17 protein-coding genes, 1 pseudogene and 1 riboswitch are annotated in these 21,123 nt (G+C 72.6%); of the genes and pseudogenes, 3 read left to right on the top strand and 15 right to left on the bottom strand.

Features of this window, described 5'->3' with window-relative positions; translation table 11 throughout:
* Window positions 1–106: 106 nt before the first annotated feature.
* From ABZ805_RS26400 to ABZ805_RS26365, 8 genes are all read right to left on the bottom strand, one after another.
* The gene (locus ABZ805_RS26400; protein WP_358445667.1) at window positions 107–391 is read right to left on the bottom strand and encodes a HesB/YadR/YfhF-family protein; all 285 of its coding nucleotides are present in this window, start codon (window positions 389–391) and stop codon (window positions 107–109) included.
* Window positions 392–475: 84 nt separating this feature from the next.
* A complete protein-coding gene (gene gcvP, locus ABZ805_RS26395) occupies window positions 476–3,373 on the bottom strand; it encodes an aminomethyl-transferring glycine dehydrogenase (protein WP_358445666.1) in 2,898 nt (965 codons plus the stop codon).
* 164 nt (window positions 3,374–3,537) lie between these two features.
* Window positions 3,538–3,640, bottom strand: a riboswitch (glycine riboswitch).
* Window positions 3,641–3,777: 137 nt separating this feature from the next.
* Window positions 3,778–4,341, bottom strand: coding sequence for a MerR family transcriptional regulator (locus ABZ805_RS26390; RefSeq protein WP_358445663.1), 564 nt, complete (start codon window positions 4,339–4,341; stop codon window positions 3,778–3,780).
* A gap of 328 nt (window positions 4,342–4,669) precedes the next feature.
* Complete coding sequence (locus ABZ805_RS26385; protein ID WP_224957385.1) at window positions 4,670–5,146, bottom strand: bifunctional nuclease family protein; 477 nt, start codon at window positions 5,144–5,146, stop codon at window positions 4,670–4,672.
* A gap of 505 nt (window positions 5,147–5,651) precedes the next feature.
* On the bottom strand, window positions 5,652–6,110 hold the full coding sequence (garA, locus tag ABZ805_RS26380; RefSeq protein WP_358445659.1) for a glycogen accumulation regulator GarA: 459 nt from the start codon (window positions 6,108–6,110) through the stop codon (window positions 5,652–5,654).
* 114 nt (window positions 6,111–6,224) lie between these two features.
* Window positions 6,225–6,608, bottom strand: coding sequence for a glycine cleavage system protein GcvH (gcvH, locus tag ABZ805_RS26375; protein ID WP_358445656.1), 384 nt, complete (start codon window positions 6,606–6,608; stop codon window positions 6,225–6,227).
* Window positions 6,609–6,763: 155 nt separating this feature from the next.
* On the bottom strand, window positions 6,764–7,360 hold the full coding sequence (locus tag ABZ805_RS26370; protein ID WP_358445678.1) for a CDP-alcohol phosphatidyltransferase family protein: 597 nt from the start codon (window positions 7,358–7,360) through the stop codon (window positions 6,764–6,766).
* A 336-nt stretch (window positions 7,361–7,696) separates the two neighbouring features.
* Window positions 7,697–7,909, bottom strand: coding sequence for a hypothetical protein (locus ABZ805_RS26365; protein WP_358445675.1), 213 nt, complete (start codon window positions 7,907–7,909; stop codon window positions 7,697–7,699).
* Between the two features lie 426 nt (window positions 7,910–8,335).
* Here ABZ805_RS26365 and ABZ805_RS26360 point away from each other — a divergent pair.
* Window positions 8,336–10,210 (top strand): annotated as a pseudogene (locus ABZ805_RS26360) (propionyl-CoA synthetase); the annotation flags it as partial.
* A gap of 112 nt (window positions 10,211–10,322) precedes the next feature.
* Window positions 10,323–11,885, top strand: a complete 1,563-nt coding sequence (locus ABZ805_RS26355; RefSeq protein WP_358445653.1) for a beta-N-acetylhexosaminidase — start codon at window positions 10,323–10,325, stop codon at window positions 11,883–11,885.
* Between the two features lie 42 nt (window positions 11,886–11,927).
* On the opposite strand, the gene ABZ805_RS26350 is transcribed toward ABZ805_RS26355, so the two are convergent.
* Window positions 11,928–12,335: a DUF779 domain-containing protein gene (locus tag ABZ805_RS26350; RefSeq protein ID WP_358445650.1), complete on the bottom strand. Its 408-nt coding sequence runs from the start codon at window positions 12,333–12,335 to the stop codon at window positions 11,928–11,930.
* Complete coding sequence (locus ABZ805_RS26345; protein ID WP_358445648.1) at window positions 12,335–13,858, bottom strand: aldehyde dehydrogenase family protein; 1,524 nt, start codon at window positions 13,856–13,858, stop codon at window positions 12,335–12,337. The genes ABZ805_RS26350 and ABZ805_RS26345 overlap by 1 nt, the downstream gene beginning before the upstream one ends.
* A 279-nt stretch (window positions 13,859–14,137) precedes the next feature.
* Here ABZ805_RS26345 and ABZ805_RS26340 point away from each other — a divergent pair, with 279 nt between their 5' ends.
* A complete protein-coding gene (locus tag ABZ805_RS26340; protein ID WP_358445646.1) occupies window positions 14,138–15,754 on the top strand; it encodes a GAF domain-containing protein in 1,617 nt (538 codons plus the stop codon).
* A 42-nt stretch (window positions 15,755–15,796) separates the two neighbouring features.
* Here the strand turns inward: ABZ805_RS26340 and ABZ805_RS26335 are convergent, their stop codons facing one another.
* From ABZ805_RS26335 to ABZ805_RS26315, 5 genes are all read right to left on the bottom strand, one after another.
* Window positions 15,797–16,033, bottom strand: coding sequence for a phosphopantetheine-binding protein (locus ABZ805_RS26335; protein WP_358445672.1), 237 nt, complete (start codon window positions 16,031–16,033; stop codon window positions 15,797–15,799).
* 62 nt (window positions 16,034–16,095) lie between these two features.
* Window positions 16,096–16,749 (bottom strand): isochorismatase family protein, encoded by a 654-nt coding sequence (locus ABZ805_RS26330; protein WP_358445644.1) that lies wholly within the window; start codon window positions 16,747–16,749, stop codon window positions 16,096–16,098.
* Window positions 16,750–16,844: 95 nt separating this feature from the next.
* Entirely contained in the window at window positions 16,845–18,473 is a 1,629-nt protein-coding gene (locus ABZ805_RS26325) for a (2,3-dihydroxybenzoyl)adenylate synthase (RefSeq protein ID WP_358445641.1), read from the bottom strand.
* Window positions 18,474–18,516: 43 nt separating this feature from the next.
* On the bottom strand, window positions 18,517–19,776 hold the full coding sequence (dhbC, locus tag ABZ805_RS26320; RefSeq protein WP_358445638.1) for an isochorismate synthase DhbC: 1,260 nt from the start codon (window positions 19,774–19,776) through the stop codon (window positions 18,517–18,519).
* 35 nt (window positions 19,777–19,811) lie between these two features.
* The gene (locus tag ABZ805_RS26315) at window positions 19,812–20,594 is read right to left on the bottom strand and encodes a 2,3-dihydro-2,3-dihydroxybenzoate dehydrogenase (RefSeq protein ID WP_358445670.1); all 783 of its coding nucleotides are present in this window, start codon (window positions 20,592–20,594) and stop codon (window positions 19,812–19,814) included.
* Between the last annotated feature and the right edge of the window lie 529 nt (window positions 20,595–21,123).

Genomic DNA, 21,123 nt, shown 5'->3' with positions numbered 1-21,123 from the left:
GCCCCGGAACACGACAGCGCCGACCGGGCTGGGGGAAGTTCGCTCCCCCGGTCCCGGCCGGCGCTGTCGTCGGCTCGGTGACCCGCGCGCGGCGGGTCGCTCCGGCTCAGTCCCGGACGGCCAGGTTCAGCTCGCCGTTGTCGTCGCGCTCGGCGTCGAGCACCTTGTCGCCCAGCAGCGACGCCGCCTGCGGTTCGAGGAAGACCCGGGCACCGGATTCCTCCACCACCTGGTCGTCTCCCTGCGGCTCGCTGGCGATCGACGCCTGCAACTCGGCCTGGCCGGCCTCGTCGGCGACCGGGGCGATGCGCAGCCCCGATCCTTCGGGCGAGTCACCGCCGGCCAGCACGACCTTGATGACCTCGGCTGCGCTCTCGCTGATCGTGAGCATTGCTGCACTCCTCTCGGAGGCGATCGGATGGAGCCGCCCACCGTAGTGCATCAGCAGCGGCTCCCGCTCACCCCCGCGCCGCGGTCAGCCCTCGTAGGCCGAAAGCGGAGGGCACGAGCACACCAGGTTCCGGTCCCCGCGCGCCCCGTCGATCCGGCGCACCGCGGGCCACACCTTCGGCGCGCCGGTGCCCAGCGGGTAGGCGGCCTCCGCCCGGGTGTAGGCGTGCTCCCACGGCCCGGCCAGCGAGGCCGCCGTGTGCGGAGCGTGCACGAGCGGGTTGTCGTCGGCGGGCCAGTGGCCGCTCGCGACCTTGTCGATCTCGCCCTTGATGGCGATCATCGCGTCGCAGAACCGGTCCAGCTCGGCCAGGTTTTCGCTCTCCGTCGGCTCCACCATCAACGTGCCCGCCACCGGGAACGACATCGTCGGCGCGTGCAGCCCGTAGTCGGCGAGCCGCTTGGCCACGTCGTCCACCGTGACGCCGGAGGACTTGGTGAGCGCCCGCAGGTCCAGGATGCACTCGTGCGCGACGAACCCGCCGGAACCGGTGTAGAGCACCGGGAAGTGCTCGTCGAGGCGCCGCGCCACGTAGTTCGCCGCCGCCACGGCCGTCAGCGTGGCCCGCCGCAGCCCGTCGGAACCCATCATCCGCACGTAGGTCCAGGAGATCGGCAGGATCGAGGCGCTCCCCCACGGCGCGGCGCTGATCGGCCCCACCCCGGTGGCCGGACCCGCCGCGGGCTGCAGCGGGTGGTTCGGCAGGAACGGCGCCAAGTGCTCGCGCACCCCGATCGGGCCGACGCCGGGGCCACCGCCGCCGTGCGGGATGCAGAACGTCTTGTGCAGGTTCAGGTGCGAGACGTCGGAGCCGAACTCCCCCATCCGCGCCAGGCCGATCAGCGCGTTCAGGTTCGCGCCGTCCACGTACACCTGACCGCCCGCGTCGTGCACCAGGGCGCACACCTGTTCCACGGTGTCCTCGTACACGCCGTGCGTGGACGGGTAGGTGATCATGATGGCGGCGAGGTCGTCGCGGTGCTGGTCGACGACTTCGCGCAGGTGGTCGAGCTCGATGTTGCCCTGGTCGTCGCAGCGCACCACGACCACGCGGAGCCCGGCCATCACGGCGCTGGCGGCGTTGGTGCCGTGCGCGCTCGCCGGGATCAGGCACACGTCCCGCGCCGCCGCACCACGACTGTGGTGGTAGGCGCGGATGGCCAGCAGACCGGCGAACTCGCCCTGGCTGCCCGCGTTCGGCTGCAGGCTCACCGAGTGGTACCCGGTGATCTCGGCCAGCCAGCGTTCCAGGTCGTGCACGATCTCCAGCAGGCCGGTCGCGTCCTGGGCCGGCGCGAACGGGTGGAGCTCGGCGAACTCCGGCCAGGTGATCGGTTCCATCTCCGCGGTCGCGTTGAGCTTCATCGTGCACGAGCCCAGCGGGATCATGCTGCGGTCCAGCGCCACGTCCGAGTCGGACAGGCTGCGCAGGTAGCGCAGCAGCGAGGTCTCCGAGCGGTGCGCGTGGAACACCGGGTGCGTCATGTACTCGGAGGTGCGCAGCAGCCCGGCGGGCAGCGCGTCCTCGGTCTCGGCGTCCAGCTCGTCGATGTCGGCCAGCGCGCCCCCGGCGATGCCGAAGGCCTCCGCGACCCGCACCAGCGCTTCCCGCGTGGTGGTCTCGTCGCAGCTGACACCGACGTGGTCGTCGTCGATGTGGCGCAGGTTGATGCCGCCGTCCCGCGCGGCCTGCACCACCTCGGCGGCCCGGCCGGGCACCTCGGCGACGAGGGTGTCGAAGAACGCGGCGTGCTCGATGCGCACCCCGCCGCGGCGCAGCCGCTCCGCCAGCACGGCCGCCATCCGGTGCGCCCGCTTCGCGATGGCCCGCAGCCCGGCGGGACCGTGGTAGACGCCGTACATGCCGGCCACGACGGCGAGCAGCACCTGCGCGGTGCAGATGTTGCTGGTGGCCTTCTCCCGGCGGATGTGCTGCTCGCGGGTCTGCAGCGCCAGCCGGTACGCCTGGTTCCCGTCCGCGTCGACGCTCACGCCGACCAGCCTGCCGGGCAGCTGCCGCTCGATGCCCTTGCGCACCGCCATGTAGCCGGCGTGCGGGCCGCCGAAGCCCATCGGGACGCCGAAGCGCTGCGTGGTGCCCACCACCACGTCCGCGCCCAGCTCACCGGGGGCGCGCAGCAGGGTCAGCGCGAGCAGGTCGGCGCTGACGACGACCATGCCGCCGCGCTCGTGCACCTGCTCGATGATCTCCTGCTGGTCGCGCACCGCTCCCGAGGCACCGGGGTAGGCCAGCAGCGCGCCGAAGAAGTCGCCCTCGGGCAGCGCCGAGGCGCCCGCGCTCAGGTCGGCCACCACGACCTCGATGCCCAGCGGTTCCGCCCGGGTGCGCAGCACCGCGAGGGTCTGCGGCATCACGTCGGCGTCCACCACGAACCGCGGCGACTTGGCCCGGCCCGCGCGGCGCACCAGCGTCATGCCCTCGGCGGCCGCGGTGGCCTCGTCGAGCATCGAGGAGTTCGCCACGGGCACGCCGGTCAGGTCGGCCACCATGGTCTGGAAGTTCAGCAGCGCCTCGAGCCTGCCCTGCGAGATCTCCGGCTGGTACGGCGTGTACGCGGTGTACCAGGCCGGGCTCTCCAGCACGTTGCGGCGGATCACCGGCGGCGTGATCGTCGGGTAGTAGCCGAGCCCGATCATCTCGGTGTGCGGGCTGTTGAGCCGCGCCAGGTCGCGCAGCTGCCGGAGCGCCTCGGCTTCGGTCGCCGGTTCCGGCAGGGCCAGTTGCAGGTCTCGTTCCCGGATGCCGTCGGGCACGGCCGCCTGCCCGAGCTCCTCCAGCGACCCGACGCCGATCACGTCGAGCATCCGGGCCAGTTCGGCGGGCAGCGGCCCGACATGGCGGTCGGCGAACGGAGTCCCGTGTTCCAGGGCGGCCAGCGGGATGCGGTCTTCGGTCGTCATCGCCACACCTCATTCATCGCGACGGACAGGGCGGCAGCACGTGTGCTGCTCTCCCCCTCTGTCACTGTCCGCGATGCGAACGCCTGAGAGCTTCACCCGGTCCGCGGACCGGCCTTGCACCGTCGGCGGGGAACCACGTCGGTGGTCCCGCTTTCCAGAGGTATCTCGCCCGTGCGGTCCAGCAGGCCTGAGAGGTTGTCGGGGAGGGTTTGCTCCTTCGGCGCCGCCGCTGACCAGGTCAACGGCGAACTCTCCCGCGCGGGGTCGGCGATGCTCAGCAGCTTACCCGATCCGGTGACGGCCGAACGGTGCGATCTTCATCCCGCCCGATCATCCCAACGGTCCAGGCGGGCCGCTGACGGGCGGTGATGGCTCCGGCACCGAGCGGTGCCGGGTGGCAGCGCTCAGCCGATGCGGCGGTCCCGCCTGCGGGACAGCTCGTCCCCGACCGGCTCGACGGCCTCGGCGCCGTCGGCGCGCTCGGCGGGGAACTCGTGGATGGTGCCGGTGATCTCGCGCATCGCACCGCTCACCGCGATGCCGAACACGCCCTGGCCGCCCTGCAGCAGGTCCACGACCTCCTCGGCGGACGTGCACTCGTAGACCGTCGTGCCATCGCTGAACAGCGTGATCCGGGCCAGGTCCTCGACCCCGCGGTGGCGCAGGTGCTCGACGGCGACCCGGATGTTGTGCAGCGAGACCCCGGTGTCCAGCAGCCGCTTGACGACCTTGAGCACCAGGATGTCCTTGAACGAGTACAGCCGCTGCGAACCGGACCCGGCCGCGCCGCGGATGGACGGCCCGACCAGCTTGGTGCGCGCCCAGTAGTCCAGCTGCCGGTAGGTGATCCCGGCGATCTGGCACGCCGCGGGTCCGCGATAACCGACGAGCTCGTCCGGCAGCGCGGAGTCCGGGAACGGTGCCGAACCCCCTGCGGCGGCTTCCTCGCCAGGTGCTCGCTCCACCACGCCTGCCTCCCTCCGCCCGGCCCGAAGCCGGCGAACCACCGAACCCGGCTCGACGCATGATCATCGAGAACGACCACGAACGATCATGGAACCGGGGGTTTGACCTTCCCCGACCTGGAAAATCACATCGGGGCGATTCGCGCACCTCGAAGGTAAGCCCGCCCCGAGACCGGGTCAACGCGACGCGCGGAGCCGTCCCCCGACCCCGGTGTGACGCGTGCCCCGACCGGGGCTCGGCATGCGAGAAGGGCCCCTGGTGCGCGCGGCACCAGGAGCCCCTCTCGAACGACGCGGTCGGCCTGGCGGGGCCGAGCCCCGCCCGCCGCGATCAGGTGTCCGCGCCGCGGAAGTCCTCCGGCGAGACCGAGTCCAGGAATTCCCGGAACTTCTCGACCTCGTCCTCCTGCTCGTCCGGGATGATCAGCCCGGCTTCGTCCAGCACCGATTCGTCGGCGTGGATCGGCACCCCGATCCGCAACGCCAGCGCCACCGAGTCGCTCGGCCGGGCCGAGACCCGCACGTCCCCGTCGAAGATGAGCTCCGCGAAGAACGTGCCCTCCTGCAGGTCGGTGATCCGCACCTGCTCCAGGTCCCGCCCGAGGGCGCCGATGACGTCCTTGAGCAGGTCGTGGGTGAGAGGTCTGGCGGGTCGCACGCCCTGCTGCTCCAGCGCGATGGCGGTGGCCTCCACCGATCCGATCCAGATCGGCAGGTACCGCTCGCCCTCGGTCTCGCGCAGCAGCAGGATCGGCTGGTTGGCTGGTAGTTCCACTCGCACGCCGACGACGCGCATTTCGCTGCTCATCGACACATCGCCTCCTCCAGCGCGCCGAAGCGTGACATCCTTGGTCGAGGATCGCGCACCGACGCCTCTGACGCTACCCGCGATACGGCGGACACGCCGACCTCCGGCCGTCGTTCCCGCCCGGATTTTCCGCTCGGTGGACGGCTTTTCCGGCTCGTTCCGGGCCTCGCACCAGCGGGGTCGCCGGTACCGGGCCCTTCCGTTGTCCGCCCCGGGCAGGGGCGGTCTTCGACGCCGTCGCGCACCGGTTCCGCGGGCACCCGGGGGTGCTCACCGGACGCGGCTCCCGCGACTCCGACCAGGTCGGTTCCCGGGTCGGGCGCCGACCGCTCGCGACGCGAACGATGTCCCCCGTCACGATACACCGCGCCGCATCCCGCAGAACCCGTTCCGGACTGCGGGAACCAGCGGCCCGGAGATCGCCTGGAACGATCACCGCCGAGAACGATCGGGGCGGCGCCGGATCGGCGTCGCCCCGATGCGCTCGGTCCGCGGAACGTCCGCCTCAGCGGCCCTGACCGTCGATGGGACCGGTCAGGAACACCAACCGGAACTTCCCGATCTGCACCTCGTCGCCGTTGGCCAGCACCGAGGTGTCCACCGGTTCCCGGTTGACGTAGGTGCCGTTGAGGCTGCCGACGTCGACGACGACGAAGTCGTTGCCCTCTCGCCGGAACTCGGCGTGCCGACGGGACACCGTCACGTCGTCGAGGAAGATGTCGCTGTCCGGGTGGCGTCCAGCACTGGTGGTCTCGCGGTCGAGCAAGAACCGCGACCCGGCGTTCGGGCCACGCTTGACCACCAGCAGTGCAGCCCCGGCGGGCAGCGAATCGACCCCGGAGGCCGCCGGCTCCTGGGGGGCACTCTCGGTGCTCTCCGGCTCCGAGAGGAACGGCCTGAAGACCGAGGTGGTCTCCGGTGACTGCTCCGGCGGAACGCCGCCGGGCCCGTCGTTCTGGCTCACCTGAGCTCTCCTCTGCGCGGATGGGTCGTGCAAGTGGTTCAAACGTACCGTGCCGTCACAGGTCGCAGACGCGGGACTCCCACCTCACGCCGTTCGCGAACCCGAGATCAACGATCATCCCTGGTCGATGATGCCTTGGTAGTCGCTTTCGCTGAGCAGGCCGTCGAACGCGGCCGGGTCGGCGAGCTTGATCTCGATCATCCAGCCGTCGCCGAACGGATCGGAGTTGACCAGTTCCGGCTCCTGGTCGAGCTGCTCGTTGCGGGCGACGATCTCCCCCGCGATCGGGGCGTAGATGTCGGAGACGCTCTTGGTCGACTCCACCTCGCCGATGCCGCCACCGGCCTCGACGGTCTCGCCCACCTCGGGCAGCTGCACGAACACCACGTCGCCGAGCTGCTGCTGGGCGTAGTCGGTGATGCCGATGCGCACGGTGTCGTCGCCGGTGCGCCGCACCCACTCGTGCTCCTGGGTGTACTTGATCCCGTCCGGGGCCACTGGTGGTCCCGCCTTCCTCGTCGTACCTGGGCGGGGCCGGCTGCCACCGCACCCGCGCGATGATCGCCACGGGCCCAGCGAGCCTAGGTCGGGGCCGCTCCCGGCCGCAAGGCGGCCGCGCGTGATCACACCCGCACCGGCCGGACCTGGACCGATCAGGTCTTGAGCGTGCGCGCGGCGCGCACCGCGGCGATCACCTGCACCAGGTACAGCACGCCCGCCCACACGTACAGCGCGCCGCCCCAGCAGGTGAAGGCGTAGGCGATCGGCCGCGCCACGCCCGCGAACGCGAAGTCCTCCTGCACGAGCAGCAGCAGCGGGAACGCGTACATCAGGCAGAACGTGGCGGCCTTGCCGAGGTAGTGCACCTCCGGCGGCTCGAACCCGTGCCAGCGCAGCACCGGCAGGCACAGGGTGAGCACCACGTCGCGGCCGATGAGCGCCGCCGCGGCCCACCACGGGATCACGTCCCGCAGCACGAAGGCGATGAGCGTGGCGACGATGTAGAGCCGGTCGGCCGCCGGGTCCAGCAGTTCGCCGACGCGGCTGTACTGGTCGAGCCAGCGGGCCAGCTTGCCGTCGAGCCAGTCGGTGGCGCCGCTGACGACCAGCACCAGCAGCGCCAGCAGGTCGGACTGCGGGCCGAGCAGCAGCCAGAGGAACAGCGGGACCCCGGCGAGCCGCACCGCGCTCAGCAGGTTGGGCCAGGTGATCCACGGGTCGTCCCAGACGCTCGCGGCGACTTCCTTGATCCGGGCGATGCCGGGGTCGGGCGGCGTGGCCGGTTCACCGCCGCGGTCCGCTCCGACGGAGTCCGCGGCCGGTTCGGCCGCGGGCCGCTCGGTGCCGGTGATCCGCGGTTCGTCCGGTTCCGGGGACGTGGGATCGCCCCCTCGACCTCGGCCTCCGGACCCGGCCGTGGTGCCGTCGGCGTCCTGCACCACAGCCCTCCCCTGACGCGGTTGTGCGTTCCGCCGCGAAGCGCTCACCTGCGCCTGCGACTCCGGGACGCCCTGGGCGTCCGCACGGATCAGGGTGCCACACCCCCCTGGTGGTGGCCGGAGCGGCCACGGGGTGCGCTGCCGGAGTCAGCGGCGCTCGTGGCTCCAGCCGCGGCGCCGCATCTCGGCGTCGGTCAGGAAGCGGGCCCGGCCGCGGTCGTCCACCCCGGCCCAGCGGGCGCGGCCACCGACGCCTTCGAGGACGAACGAGTGGCCACGGCTCCACACCACGCTGCACGGGGTGGTGGGTAGTTCCGCCGCGTCGTCGTCACCACCGGCGATGCCGTCCCGGTGAGTCATCTCCACGCTGGTCACAGCTTGACACCTCCATCACGGTTGTCGGCCCGGTCGCGTTCCGCGTTAACCGGCCGCCTCCCCACCCACGCATTGTGTTCGACCGACGACCGGGGGTTCCCCGAATTCGGCGCGCCTGCGCCCAGCGGGAGCGACCCGACGCCGAATGGATGATCTTGAAAGCGCGCGGGTTCGGCGCGGCCGAAGCGGTGTCGACCGCTCGTCGCAGGAACTCGCGATGTTCGGTCGCCGCACCGGAAACCACCTCCTCCGCTGATCGACCATTGTGGACTGTCGGGCCCGGGCGCGCCACGCCCGCGGCCCCGGCGCGTCGCGGTCACCGCCCGCGGGAACCGCGTGGGTGCTGGCGCGGACGGCCCCCTTCGGGTAGACCACCGGCATCCGTCCCACACATCACCGCGGGAGGTCTCGACCATGGGTGCCCACGCCGACGCGCACCGGCGCAGCCTCGCCGACCCCGAGGGGTTCTGGCTGGAGGCCGCGACCGCAATCGACTGGGACCGCGCACCGGAGCGGGCGCTGGACGAGTCCGGGCGATGGTTCCCGGACGGGGTGCTCAACACCTGCTTCAACGCGCTGGACCGGCACGTCCGCGACGGGCGGGGCGAGCGGACCGCGGTGACCTGGGACTCGGCGATGACCGGCGAGGTGTCCCGCTGGACCTACCGCGAGCTGCTGGACCGCACCGCCCGCTTCGCCGGGGCGCTCCGGGCGCGCGGCGTCGGCAAGGGCGACCGGGTGATCGTCTACCTGCCGATGATCCCGGAAGCGCTGGTGGTCATGCTGGCGTGCGCGCGGATCGGGGCGGTGCACTCGGTTGTCTTCGGCGGCTTCGCGCCGAAGGAGCTCGCCGCCCGCATCGACGACGCCCACCCGGCGATCGTGGTGGCCGCGTCCTGCGGGCTGGAGCCGAACCGGGTCGTGGAGTACAAGCCGATCGTCGACGAGGCGCTGCGGCTGGCCGAGCACCGCCCGGCGGGCGGCGTGCTGGTGTTCCAGCGGGAGCAGGCGCGGGCCGAGCTGGGACCGGGCGACGCCGATGCCGCGGAAGCCCTGGCGGCCGCCGAACCCGCCGACTGCGTGCCCGTGGCGGCCACCGATCCGCTGTACGTGCTCTACACCTCCGGCACCACCGGGCGCCCCAAGGGCGTGGTGCGCGACCACGGCGGGCACGCGGTGGCGCTGCGCTGGTCGATGGGCGCGATCTACGACATCGGGCCCGGTGACGTGTTCTGGACGGCCTCCGACGTGGGCTGGGTCGTCGGGCACTCCTACATCGTCTACGCCCCGCTGCTGGCCGGGGCTACGACCGTGGTCTACGAGGGCAAGCCGGTGGGCACCCCGGACGCGGGCGCGTTCTGGCGGGTCATCGCCGCGCACGGGGTGCGGGCGCTGTTCACCGCGCCGACCGCGTTCCGGGCGATCAAGCGCGTCGATCCCGACGCCGCCGAGCTCGCCCGCTACGACCTGTCCTCGCTGCGCACGCTGTTCCTGGCCGGGGAGCGGCTGGACCCGGAGACCTACCAGTGGGCGGTGCGCACCCTCGGCGTGCCGGTGGTGGACCACTGGTGGCAGACCGAGACGGGCTGGCCGATCTGCGCGAACCTGCGCGGCCTGGAACCGATGCCGATCAAGCCGGGGTCGCCGACGGTACCGGTGCCCGGGTTCGACGTGCGGGTGCTCGACCAGGCGGGCGAGGAGCTGCCGCCCGGCGTGGACGGCGCGATCTGCATCAAGCAGCCGCTGCCGCCGGGGATGCTGCCGACGCTGTGGGGCGACGACGAGCGGTTCCGGGAGTCGTACCTGTCCCGCTACCCCGGCTACTACCTGACCGGCGACAGCGGGCACGTGGACGAGGACGGCTACGTGTTCGTGATGGGCCGCACCGACGACGTGATCAACGTGGCCGGGCACCGGTTGTCCACCGGCTCGATGGAGGCGGTGCTCGCCGCCCACCCGGCGGTCGCGGAGTGCGCGGTGATCGGCGTGCACGACGCGCTGAAGGGCCAGGTGCCGCGCGGCTTCGTGGTGCTCAAGTCCGGTGTCGAGGTCGATCCGGCGGAGCTGCGGGCCGAGCTGGTGGCCGCGGTGCGGGACCAGATCGGGCCGGTGGCGGCGTTCCGGGACGTGGACGTGGTGGACGGGCTGCCGAAGACGCGGTCCGGGAAGGTGCTGCGCAAGTCGATGCGGGAGATCGCCGACACCGGCGAGGCGAAGGTGCCCTCCACCATCGAGGACCCGGCGGTGCTGGACGCCCTGCGCACCGCGCTGCGCGGCGAGCGCTGACCGCCGGAGCGCGGCCGGGCCGAGCGGCGCCCGATACGTCCGTTCGGCCGCTGCCCACGCGGGATGCGTGGTCTATACCTTTTACGACCACGTCCCCGACCGGGAGTTGCCGATGCCCCTCACCCCCGTGCGCGCCGCGACGGCGGCGCTGCTGACCGGCGTGCTCGCCGCCGGAGCCCTGAGCACCCTCACCCCCGACGCCTCCGCGGACCCGCAGGCGCGGCTGCACCAGGTCATCCCGGCTCCCGAAGCAGTGCAGGAGGCGCCGGGCGTCGAGTTCGCGCTCACCGCCGACAGCGCGATCAGCGCCGACCCCGGCGCCACCGAGGTCGCCGACCGGCTCGCCGAGGTGCTGCGGCCCGCCACCGGGTTCCCGCTGCCGGTATCCGACGGCGGTGACCTCGCGCTGCGCCTCGACGAGCCGGACGCCGGACCGGAGGGCTACCGGCTCGAGGTCACCGCGGACGCGGTCACGCTGCACGCCGCCACCGACACCGGCCTGTTCCACGGCGTGCAGACGCTGCGCCAGCTGCTGCCCGCCGAGATCGAGAGCCCGCAGGTGCAGGACGTGCCGTGGACGGTGCCCGGCGGGGAGATCACCGACCGGCCGCGCTACGAGCACCGTGCCGCCGGGCTCGACGTGGCCCGGCACTTCTTCGACGTCGACTCGGTCAAGCGCTACATCGACCAGCTCGCGCGGTACAAGGTGAACTTCCTGCGCCTGCACCTGAGCGACGACCAGGGCTGGCGGATCCAGATCACCGACTGGCCGCGGCTGACCGAGCACGGCGGCAGCACCGAGGTCGGCGGCGGGCCCGGCGGCTTCTACACGCAGCAGGACTACTCGGAGATCGTGGCGCACGCCGAATCGCGGCACATCACGCTCATCCCGGAGATCGACACCCCGGGGCACACCAACGCGGCGCTCTCCTCCTACGCCGAGCTCAACTGCGACGGGGTCGCGCCGCCGCTGTACACCGGCATCGAGGTCGGGTTCAGCTCGCTGTGCGTGGACTCGGACGTCACCTACGAGTTCCTGGACGACGTGATCCGCGAGATCGCCGCCCTGACCCCCGGCCCGTACCTGCACATCGGCGGGGACGAGGCGGACGCCACCACCGACGAGCAGTACCGGGCGTTCATGGACCGGGCGCTGCCGATCGTGGCGAAGTACGGCAAGACCGCGGTCGGCTGGCACGAGTACGCCAAGGCCGAACCGGCCGCCGGATCGGTCGTGCAGTACTGGGGCACCGAGGGTGCCGACGCGGAGCTGATGGCCGCGGCCGCCGAGCGCGGCAACCGCATCCTGCTGTCCCCCGCGGACCGGTCCTACCTGGACATGAAGTACGACGAGTCCACCGAGCTGGGCCTGAGCTGGGCCGGCTACGTCGAGGTCGCCGACGCCTACGGCTGGGACCCGGCGACGCTGCTGCCCGGGGTGCCCGCGGACGCGGTGCACGGCGTGGAGGCTCCGATGTGGACGGAGACGCTGGAGAACTCCGAGCACGTCGAGCTGATGGCGTTCCCGCGGCTGCCCGCGATCGCCGAGCTGGGCTGGTCGCCCGCGGCCACCCACGACTGGGAGTCGTTCCGGGCCCGGCTGGCGCAGCAGGGCCCGCGCTGGGAGGCGGCGGGCATCGGCTACACCCGATCCCCGCAGATCGACTGGCCGTGAGGCCTCCGGTGCGGCCGGGCCCCCCGCCCGGCCGCACCGCGGTCAGCGCTCGCCGAGCCCGGCCCACTCCTCGTCGGTGAGCAGCCGGGACCGGATCAGGAAGCGCACGCCTTCGGGCGCCTCCAAGGAGAAACCGCTCCCCCGCCCCGGGACCACGTCGACGGTGAGGTGGGTGTGCTTCCAGTACTCGAACTGGGCGCCGGACATCCACATCGGCACCGGATCGGGGTTCCCGTCCTCGTCAACCACGGCGAGGTCGCCGAGGTGCACGTCGGACGCTCCGGTGCGGAACTCGCCCTGCGGATAGCACATGGGGGCGCTGCCGTCGCAGCACCCGCCGGACTGGTGGAACATCACCGGGCCGTGCTGGGCCCGGAGGCGGCGGATCAGATCCGCCGCCTCCGGCGTCACGGCCACCCGTGCGGGAGTGCCCGTGTCCTCGTCCGCCATCAGAACAACCCCGGACCGCTCTGGGAGTAGCTGATGAGGAGGTTCTTCGTCTGCTGGTAGTGGTCCAGCATCATCTTGTGCGTCTCGCGGCCGATGCCGGACTGCTTGTAGCCGCCGAACGCCGCGTGCGCCGGGTAGGCGTGGTAGTTGTTCACCCACACCCGGCCCGCCTGGATGTCGCGGCCCGCGCGGTAGGCGGTGGAACCGTCCCGGGCCCACACGCCCGCACCGAGGCCGTAGAGGGTGTCGTTGGCGGTCTTGATCGCCTCGTCGTAGTCGGCGAACGACGCGACCGACAGCACCGGCCCGAAGATCTCCTCCTGGAAGATCCGCTGCTTGTTGTGCCCCTCGAAGATGGTGGGCTGCACGTAGTAGCCGCCGGCGAGCTCGCCGCCGTGCTCGATGCGCTCCCCGCCGGTGAGGACCTTGGCGCCCTCCTGCTTGCCGATGTCGATGTAGGAGAGGATCTTCTCCAGCTGGTCGTTGCTGGCCTGCGCGCCGATCTGGGTGTCGGTGTCCAGCGGGTGCCCGGTCTTGATCTTCTCGGTGCGGGCGACCGCGTCGGCCAGGAAGTCCCGGTAGATGCCCTGCTGCACCAGCGCCCGCGACGGGCAGGTGCACACCTCGCCCTGGTTGAGGGCGAACATGGCGAAGCCCTCCAGCGCCTTGTCGTAGAAGGCGTCGCGCTGGGCGGCCACGTCGTCGAAGAAGATGTTCGGGCTCTTGCCGCCGAGCTCCACCGTCACCGGGATGATGTTCTCGCTGGCGTACTGCAGGATGAGCCGCCCGGTGGTGGTCTCCCCGGTGAAGGCGACCTTGCGGATCCGCGAGTTCGAGGCCAGCGGCTTGCCCGCCTCGACGCCGAAGCCGTTGACGACGTTGAGCACGCCCGGCGGCAGCAGGTCGGAGATGACCTCCAGCAGCACGTGGATGGACGCCGGGGTCTGCTCGGCCGGTTTGAGCACGATGGCGTTGCCACCGGCCAGCGCGGGCGCGATCTTCCAGACCGCCATCAGGATCGGGAAGTTCCACGGGATGATCTGGCCGACGACGCCCAGCGGCTCGTGGAAGTGGTACGCGACGGTGTCCTCGTCGACCTGCGAGAGGGTGCCCTCCTGGGCGCGCAGCGCGCCCGCGAAGTAGCGGAAGTGGTCGATCGCCAGCGGGATGTCGGCGGCCAGCGTCTCGCGGACGGGCTTGCCGTTCTCCCAGCTCTCCGCGACCGCGAGCTTCTCCAGGTTCTGCTCCATGCGGTCGGCGATGGCCAGCAGCACCCCGGCGCGCTCGGCCGGAGCGGTGCGGCCCCAGGCGGGTGCGGCGCCTTCGGCGGCGTCGATGGCTCGCTCGACGTCGTCCGCGGTGCCGCGGGCGATCTCGGTGAACACCTTGCCGGTGATCGGGGTGGGGTTCTCGAAGTAGTCGCCCTTCGCGGGGGCGACGTACTCGCCACCGATGAAGTGGTCGTAGCGCGAGCGGTACTCGACCACCGAGCCCTCGGTCCCCGGTGCTGCGTAGAGCGTCATCTGATGCCTCCCGTACGACGTTGTGCGGTGCTGGGCGCGAAGCTACGGGCGACGACGTTGCAGTGACGTTGCCCACGGGCGACGCGGCCCGCTGGCAATGGGGTGAGCGTCCTTGCCTGTTGCGCGCGTCACGGTCCAGGATGGGCCGATCGGGCGCGCTCCGCCGCACCGGTGGAGCAGCTTCCGAGCGTGACCGCGCATGAGCGGTCGAGTACCGTACCGGCTCTGGATCTTCAGCGAGGGCGGTGTCCGCCCCGTCCCGGTTGTGAGCACGGAGGCATGAAGCGCACCGACGAGATTCCCGCCGACCCGATGGAACGCGCCCGCCTGCTGCGGCGGGTGCACAGCGCCGTGCTCTCCGGGGAGCGCGCCCCGCACGCCCCGCGCGCGGTGGTGTTCGAATCCTGGCGCCGCTCGCTGGCGGCCAGCGTCGACCCGGACCGGGTGGAACCGCCGATGGGCGTCGGCGTCGACCGGCTCGCGGAGATGCGCGCGGCGCATCCGCTCGCGGCCTGCGTACCGCTGCTGCGCCGCACCCTGCTGGACGCGGCGGACGGCACCACGCACATCATGGTGATCACCGACGCGGAGGGGAACATCCTCTGGCGCGAGGGGCATCCGAACGTCTGCCGGGCCGCGGACCGGGTGCAGCTGTCCGAGGGCACCACCTGGTCGGAGGCCTCGATGGGCACCAACGCGATGGGCACCACGCTGGCCACCGGCCGCCCGGTGCAGATCCACTCGGCCGAGCACCTGGTGCGCCGCTACCACTCGTGGACCTGCGCGGCCTCCCCGGTGCACGACCCGGAGACCGGCCGCATCCTCGGCTCGATCGACATCAGCGGGCCGCTGCACACGATGCACCCGGCGCTGGCCGCGCTGGTCGCGGCGGCGACGACGCTGGTGGAGAGCACGCTGCGGGACTGGATGGCGCGCCGCGACGAGCGGCTGCGGGAGCGGAACTCGGACGTGCTGCGGGCGCTGCGCGGCGAACCGGGGGCGCTGCTGAGCGCCACCGGGCGGGTGATCGCGGCCGAGCCGGGTGATCTGGCGCTGCCGGAGCGGGTCGAGCTGGACCGCCCGGAGGGCGCGCTGCGGCTGAGCGGCCGAGAGGCGCGGATCGAGCCGTTGGCCGAGGGGTACCTGCTGCGGGCGCCCCGGGCCGTCGCGGGCCCCGGCCCGGCGGGTTCGGGCGGTGCCGCCGGGACGGCCTCGGGCGGTGCCGCCGGGACGGGTCCGGCGCGTGCCGCCGGGACGGGCACGAGCGCCGAGGCAGGCCCGGCACCGGACTCGGCCGATCAGGACGAACCCCGGGCACCGACGCTGCGGCTGCGCTTCCTCACGTCCCGGCCGATCGCGGAGCTGCGCGGCCGCGAGGTGTCGCTGAGCCCGCGCCGCGCCGAGCTGCTGGCGGTGCTCGCGCTCTCCCCTGACGGCCTCAGCGCCGAACAGCTCGCGCTGGCCCTGCACGGCGAGCAGGGCAACCCGGTGACGGTGCGCGCCGAGATCCACCGGCTGCGCACCCAGCTCGGCCACGACGTGGTGCAGACGAAGCCGTACCGGATCGCCGCCGAGGTGGACGCGGACTTCCTGCAGCTGCGCACCGCGCTGCGGGCGGGGCGGCTGGACCCGGCGCTGGACCTGCACCGGGGCACGCTGCTGCCCAGTTCGGAGGCACCGGCGGTCCGCGAGGAACGGGAAGACCTGCTGGCGGGCCTGCGCGGCGCCGTGCTGGCGGCGCGCGACCCGGAACCGCTGTGGCGGCTCGCCGACGGCCCGGCGGGCCGCGACGACATCGAGGTGCACGAGGCGCTGCTGACGGTGCTGCCCGCGCAGGACTGGCGCCGCCCCACGGTCGCGGCCCGGCTGCACCGGCTGCTGCACGACCCGGCCTGACCGGTGCGCGCGGCGGGTGCCGCGGCCGCGGGGCGGCGGGGCTCAGCCCGCCTTCGGCTCCAGCACCGTCCACCACTCGGCGAGGCTGGGGCGCTCCGCCAGGTCGGCGAAGGTGACCTCGACGCCCTTGGTGCGCCACCGCTCCACCAGGCTCATGATCCGCACCGAGTCGAGGCCCCAGTCCAGCAGGTTCTCCTCGTCGCTGATCTCGGCCGGGTCCTCGTAGAGCAGCTCGGCCACGTCGGCCCGCACGTCGTCGAGGGTCAGCTTCCCGCTCATGTTCTCCTCCTGCACCCGTTCTCCACCGGCTTCGGCGAAGCCCGGTCCGGTCGTCGCGGCGCTCATGCCACCGCGGAAGGCTGCGGCGCCAGCGCTTCGACGAGCCGCTGCGTCGAGTCCACCACGGCGCACCGCTTGGCCGCGTACTGCACCGCCATCCGGTGGTCCTCGGCGGAGAAGTCGGCGACGGCGTCGGCGGCCAGGAAGGCCTGGACCTCCTGCTGGAACGCTTCGGCCGCGGTCATCAGGCAGCCGATGTGCGCGTAGATGCCGGTGATGATCAGCTGGTCGCGGCCCCAGCCGCGCAGCATCTCGCGCAGCTCGGTGCGCTGGAAGGCGCTGTAGCGCCACTTGGTCAGCCGCACGTCGCCGGGTTCCGGCGCGAGCTCGTCGATGATCGCCTCCTGCTCGGGGTCGGCGACGCCGGGCCCCCACCACTCCAGCTGGAGCCCGCGCTGCTGCGGGGTCTGGCCGCTGGGCTGGGCGCAGTACACGACGGGGACCCCGGCGGCGCGGGCGCCCGCGGCGAGCCTGCGGATGTTCGGCACGACCTCGGTGAGCGGTTCGGCATCGGGCTCGAACACGTTCACGAAGTGCCGTTCCATGTCGTGCACGAGCAGCACGGCCCGGTCCGCATCCGGTCGCCAGTCCACCCGGTTGGCGGGCAGTTCGTCCTGCCGCGGAACCGGGTACGGCGCGATCGTCGGCAACCCCACCTGTGCGTCCTCCTGTCCTGCTCCACGTCCGGTCCGGGGCCGCCCCGGCCGGGAATCGCCGGGCCCGCCCCGTTCGCGCGGGGCCGCTCGGCCGGTCAACGACGTTCGAGTTCCGGCACCAGGTCGCGCTGGATCGCTTCGCGCAGGTCGCGCTTGCTGACCTTGCCGACGCCGGTCTGCGGGAACGCGTCGATGAACTCGACGCGGTCGGGCACCTTGTAGCCGGCGAGTCCGCGCTGCCGCACGAACTTGATCAGTTCGCGGGCCTTCGGCGCCTCGCCGCGGGCGACCACGAACGCGCAGGTGCGCTCGCCGAGGTAGGGGTCCGGCATGGACACCACGGCGGCGTCGTGCACGGCGGGGTGGGCCAGCAGGTGGTTCTCCACCTCCTCGGCCGCGACCTTCTCGCCGCCGCGGTTGATCTGGTCCTTGGCGCGGCCTTCGACGACGATGTTGCCCTCGGCGGTGAACCGCACGACGTCGCCGGTGCGGTAGAAGCCCTCGGGGGTGAACGCCTTGGCGTTGTGCTCCTCGGCCTTGTAGTAGCCGCGGATCGTGTAGGGCCCGCGGGTGAGCAGGTGCCCGGTGCCGCCGGGGGCGACGGGCCGGTCCTCGTCGTCGACGACGAGCACCTCGTCGTCCGGGGAGATCGGCCTGCCCTGGGTGCCGACGATCACGTCCTCGGGATCGTCGAGCCGGGTGTAGTTGACGAGCCCCTCGGCCATGCCGAACACCTGCTGCAGGGTGGCGCCGAGCACCGGGCGGACCCGGCGCGCGACCTCCTCGCTGCACTTGGCGCCGCCGACCTGCAGCACCTCCAGGCTGGAGAGGTCGTGCGCGGTGTTCGCCGCCGCGTCCAGCCACACCAGCGCCAGCGGCGGCACCGCGGCCAGCAGCGTGACCCGTTCCCGCTCCACGAGCGGGAAGACCTCGTCGGGGCTGGGCCTGCGCGAGAGCACCACCTTGCCCCCGGCCTGCAGCACGCCGAACGTGCCCGGCGAGCTCATCGGGAAGTTGTGCGCGGCGGGCAGCGCCACCAGGTAGGTGGTGTCGGCGGTGACTCCGCAGATCTCGTTGCTGGCGCGGAACGAGTAGGCGTAGTCGTCGTGGGTGCGCGGGATGAGCTTGGGCACCCCGGTGCTGCCGCCGGAGAGCTGGAGGAACGCGATGTCCCCCGGCCCCGGACAATCCACATCGGACGGTTCGGCGTCGATCCCGGACAGCGCGCGGAACCCGGACTCGCCCGGGTCACCCGCGATGAGCACGTGGCGCAGCCCCGGTACCTTCGCGCGCACCTCGGTGGCGAGCGCGCGGTGGTCGAACCCGCCTTCCACGTCGCAGGTGATGTAGGCGGCGGCCTCGGCGAACTCGCAGAAGTAGGCCACTTCGGTCAACCGGTGCGAGGGCAGCGCGAACACCGGCACCGCGCCGAGGCGGAACAGCGCGAAGCACACCTCGAAGAACTCGGCGATGTTCGGCAGCTGCACCACGACCCGGTCCTGCGCGCCGATGCCGAGCTCGCGCAGCCCGGCCGCGAGCCGGTCGGCGCGGGTGTCGAGCTCGCCGTAGGTCAGCGAGCGCTCGGCGTCCACGACCGCGACGCGCTCACCGTGCTCGGCGGCGCGGGCGCGGAGGATCTCGCCGAAGGTCTCCCCGCGCCAGTACCCGGCTTCGCGGTAGCGGGCGGCGTCCTTCTCGGGCCAGGTGGGGCATCCGGGCAGCATCGTCGTTCCTGTTCGTTCGGTGGTGGGCAGTGGCGTCGGGCGGTTACAGCGCGTCCGTCCAGCCCATCGCCGAGAGCGCGGTGCGGAATTTGGCGGAGGTCTCGGCGAGTTCGTCGGCCGGGTCGGAACCTTCGACGATCCCGGCGCCCGCGTAGAAGCGGACCGCGGAGTCCTCGATCTCGGCGCACCTGATCGTGACCACCCATTCTCCGTCGCCGGTGGCGTCGCACCAACCGACCATCCCGGTGTAGAAACCGCGCTCGAACGGTTCCGCTTCGGCGATGGCGACCCGGGCGTCCTCGGGCGGGGTACCGCACACGGCGGGCGTCGGGTGCATCGCGACGGCCAGCTGCAGCGAGGTGGTCTCCGCGTCGAGGAGTTCGCCGGTGATCTCGGTGGACAGGTGCCACATCGCGGCGGTGTGCACCACCGACGGCCCGTCGGGGACGACGAGGTCGCGGCACAGCGGGCGCAGCGCGGCCACCACGGCTTCGACGACGGCGGCGTGCTCGCGCAGGTCCTTCTCGGAGTGCTGCAGCTCCTCGGCGCGGCGGCGGTCCTCCGCCGGGTCCGCGCTGCGCGGCCGGGAACCGGCCAGCGGGTTGGAGCGCACCCGGGTGCCGTCCAGCGACACCAGCAGTTCCGGGCTGGCGCCGAGCAGGGTGCGGCCGGTCTCGGGCCGCTCGCCGAAGGAATCGCGGGAGCCGTCCTGGCCGCGGCGCGGCAGGTCCACGGCGTAGGTGTACCCGCCCGGGTCGGTGCCCGCGAGGTTCCGCAGCATCACCGCCGGATCCACCGGGTCCGATGTGGACAGTTCGAGGGAGCGGGCCAGCACGACCTTGCTCATCTCCCCGTCGCGCAACCGCTTGAGCACCCGCTCCACCGCGCGCTCGTACTCGGACGGTGCCGGGACGTGCTTGACCTCGTAGTCCACCCGGGGCGCGTCGGGGGCGGGCAACGGCTCGGACAGCGGTGCGGCCCGGTCCACCTCGGCGGGCAGCACCAGGTGCGCGGGCAGGTTGTCGCCGAACGGCACCGCACCGACGACGACGGGGTTCTCCCGCCCGAACTCCTCGGCGTGGCGCAGGAATTCGGCGACCTGACCGGGGAGCCGGTCGCGCCCTCCGGAGCAGGTCGTCTTCGGCACCACGGCGTCCACGCCGCGCGCCAGCATCGAGCCGCGCGGCGAGGCGAAGAAGAACGAGGAACCCGCCGCGTACCGGTCGAGCAGCACGCCCGGGGTGGCTCGCTCGCCGAGATCGTCGGATTCTCCGCGCATGGTGGTATCGCTGTCGATGGTCATGTGTGCCTTCCGTGCGGCGGTGGTCGAGGAGCGGCTCAGGCGCGCAGCGTCGCGCCGCCGTCGACGTACAGATCGTGCATCGTGATGTGCCCGGCCTGGTCGGAGAGCAGGAAGACGACCGCCTCCGCGACGTCCTCGGCCGTGGCCAGCTTGCCCAGCGGGATGCCGGTCTTGTAGGTCTCCAGCGATCCGGCGATCACCGGTGCGGGTCCGCGCTCGTCCCACAGCCGGTGCTGCATCGGCGTGTCGGTCGATCCGGGCGAGACCACGTTGCAGCGGATGCCGTGCTCGGCGAGTTCCAGCCCGAGCGACTTGGTGAACAGCGTCGCGGCCGCTTTGGAGGCGCCGTAGGCGGCCATGCCCTGGCGGGGAACGCCCGCGGCGTTGGAGCCGACGGTGACGATGGAGCCGCGGCCGCGGGGGATCATCCGCTTCGACACCGACCGGCACAGGTGGAACACGCCGGTGGTGTTCACCGCGAAGGTGCGGTGCCAGTCCGCCTCGTCGATCTCCTGCACGGTGCCGGGGCGCAGGATGCCCGCCACGTTGACCAGCAGGTCCACCGGCCCCGCTTCGCGTTCGGCGCGCTCGACCACGGATTCCACGGCGGCGGAGTCGGCGACGTCGGCGGGGCAGGCCAGCACGCGGCGGCCCTTGCCGGTGGCGGTCGAGGCGACTCCGGCGAGTTCCTCGGCGTCGAGGTCGACGGCGACGACGGTCGCCCCCAGCTCCCCGAGCGCGTGCACCACAGCGGTACCGATACCGTGGGCGGCGCCGGTCACCACCGCGACCCGGCCGCTGATGCCACTGCGGTCCATCTCGTCCTTCCCCTCGGCTGCTGCCACGACCGGGCTCGTTCTCCTGTTCCGAGACCGGCTCAGCCCTGTATGGTTAGGCTAACCTGACCACAGTGGGGTTCGGTAGGGGATGACCATCACATCTGGTCCCGCACCCCCACGCGCCCGGTTGCCCTCAGCACCAGCGGACGCGGTCCTCGCCGAGGAGGCGCGGACACGCGTCCCCACACGCGCGGGGCCGACGTGCGCCTCCCCTGCGGTCTTGTCCTGGCCGGGCGGACCATCCCTACCTGCGCGGGGCCGACGCCTCCAGGAATCTCGCCGGCGCTCGCACCATCGGACCATCCCCGCGTGCAGGGCCGACACGGTCTCCAGCGCAACAGCATTCGTCGGGCCGGGACCATCCCCGCGTGCGGGGCCGACTCCAACTCATCCGACGCACGCACCGCATCCTCAGGAGCCTCCCCGCGTGCGCGGGGCCGACCTCATCAAGCGCGAGGCCGCTGCGCAGGACCGGGGAGCATCCCCGCGTGCGCGGGGCCGACAGCAC

Source organism: Saccharopolyspora sp. NPDC047091 (genome assembly GCF_040643635.1).
GTDB lineage: Bacteria > Actinomycetota > Actinomycetes > Mycobacteriales > Pseudonocardiaceae > Saccharopolyspora_C.
This window is presented reverse-complemented; position numbering and strand designations above follow the sequence as displayed.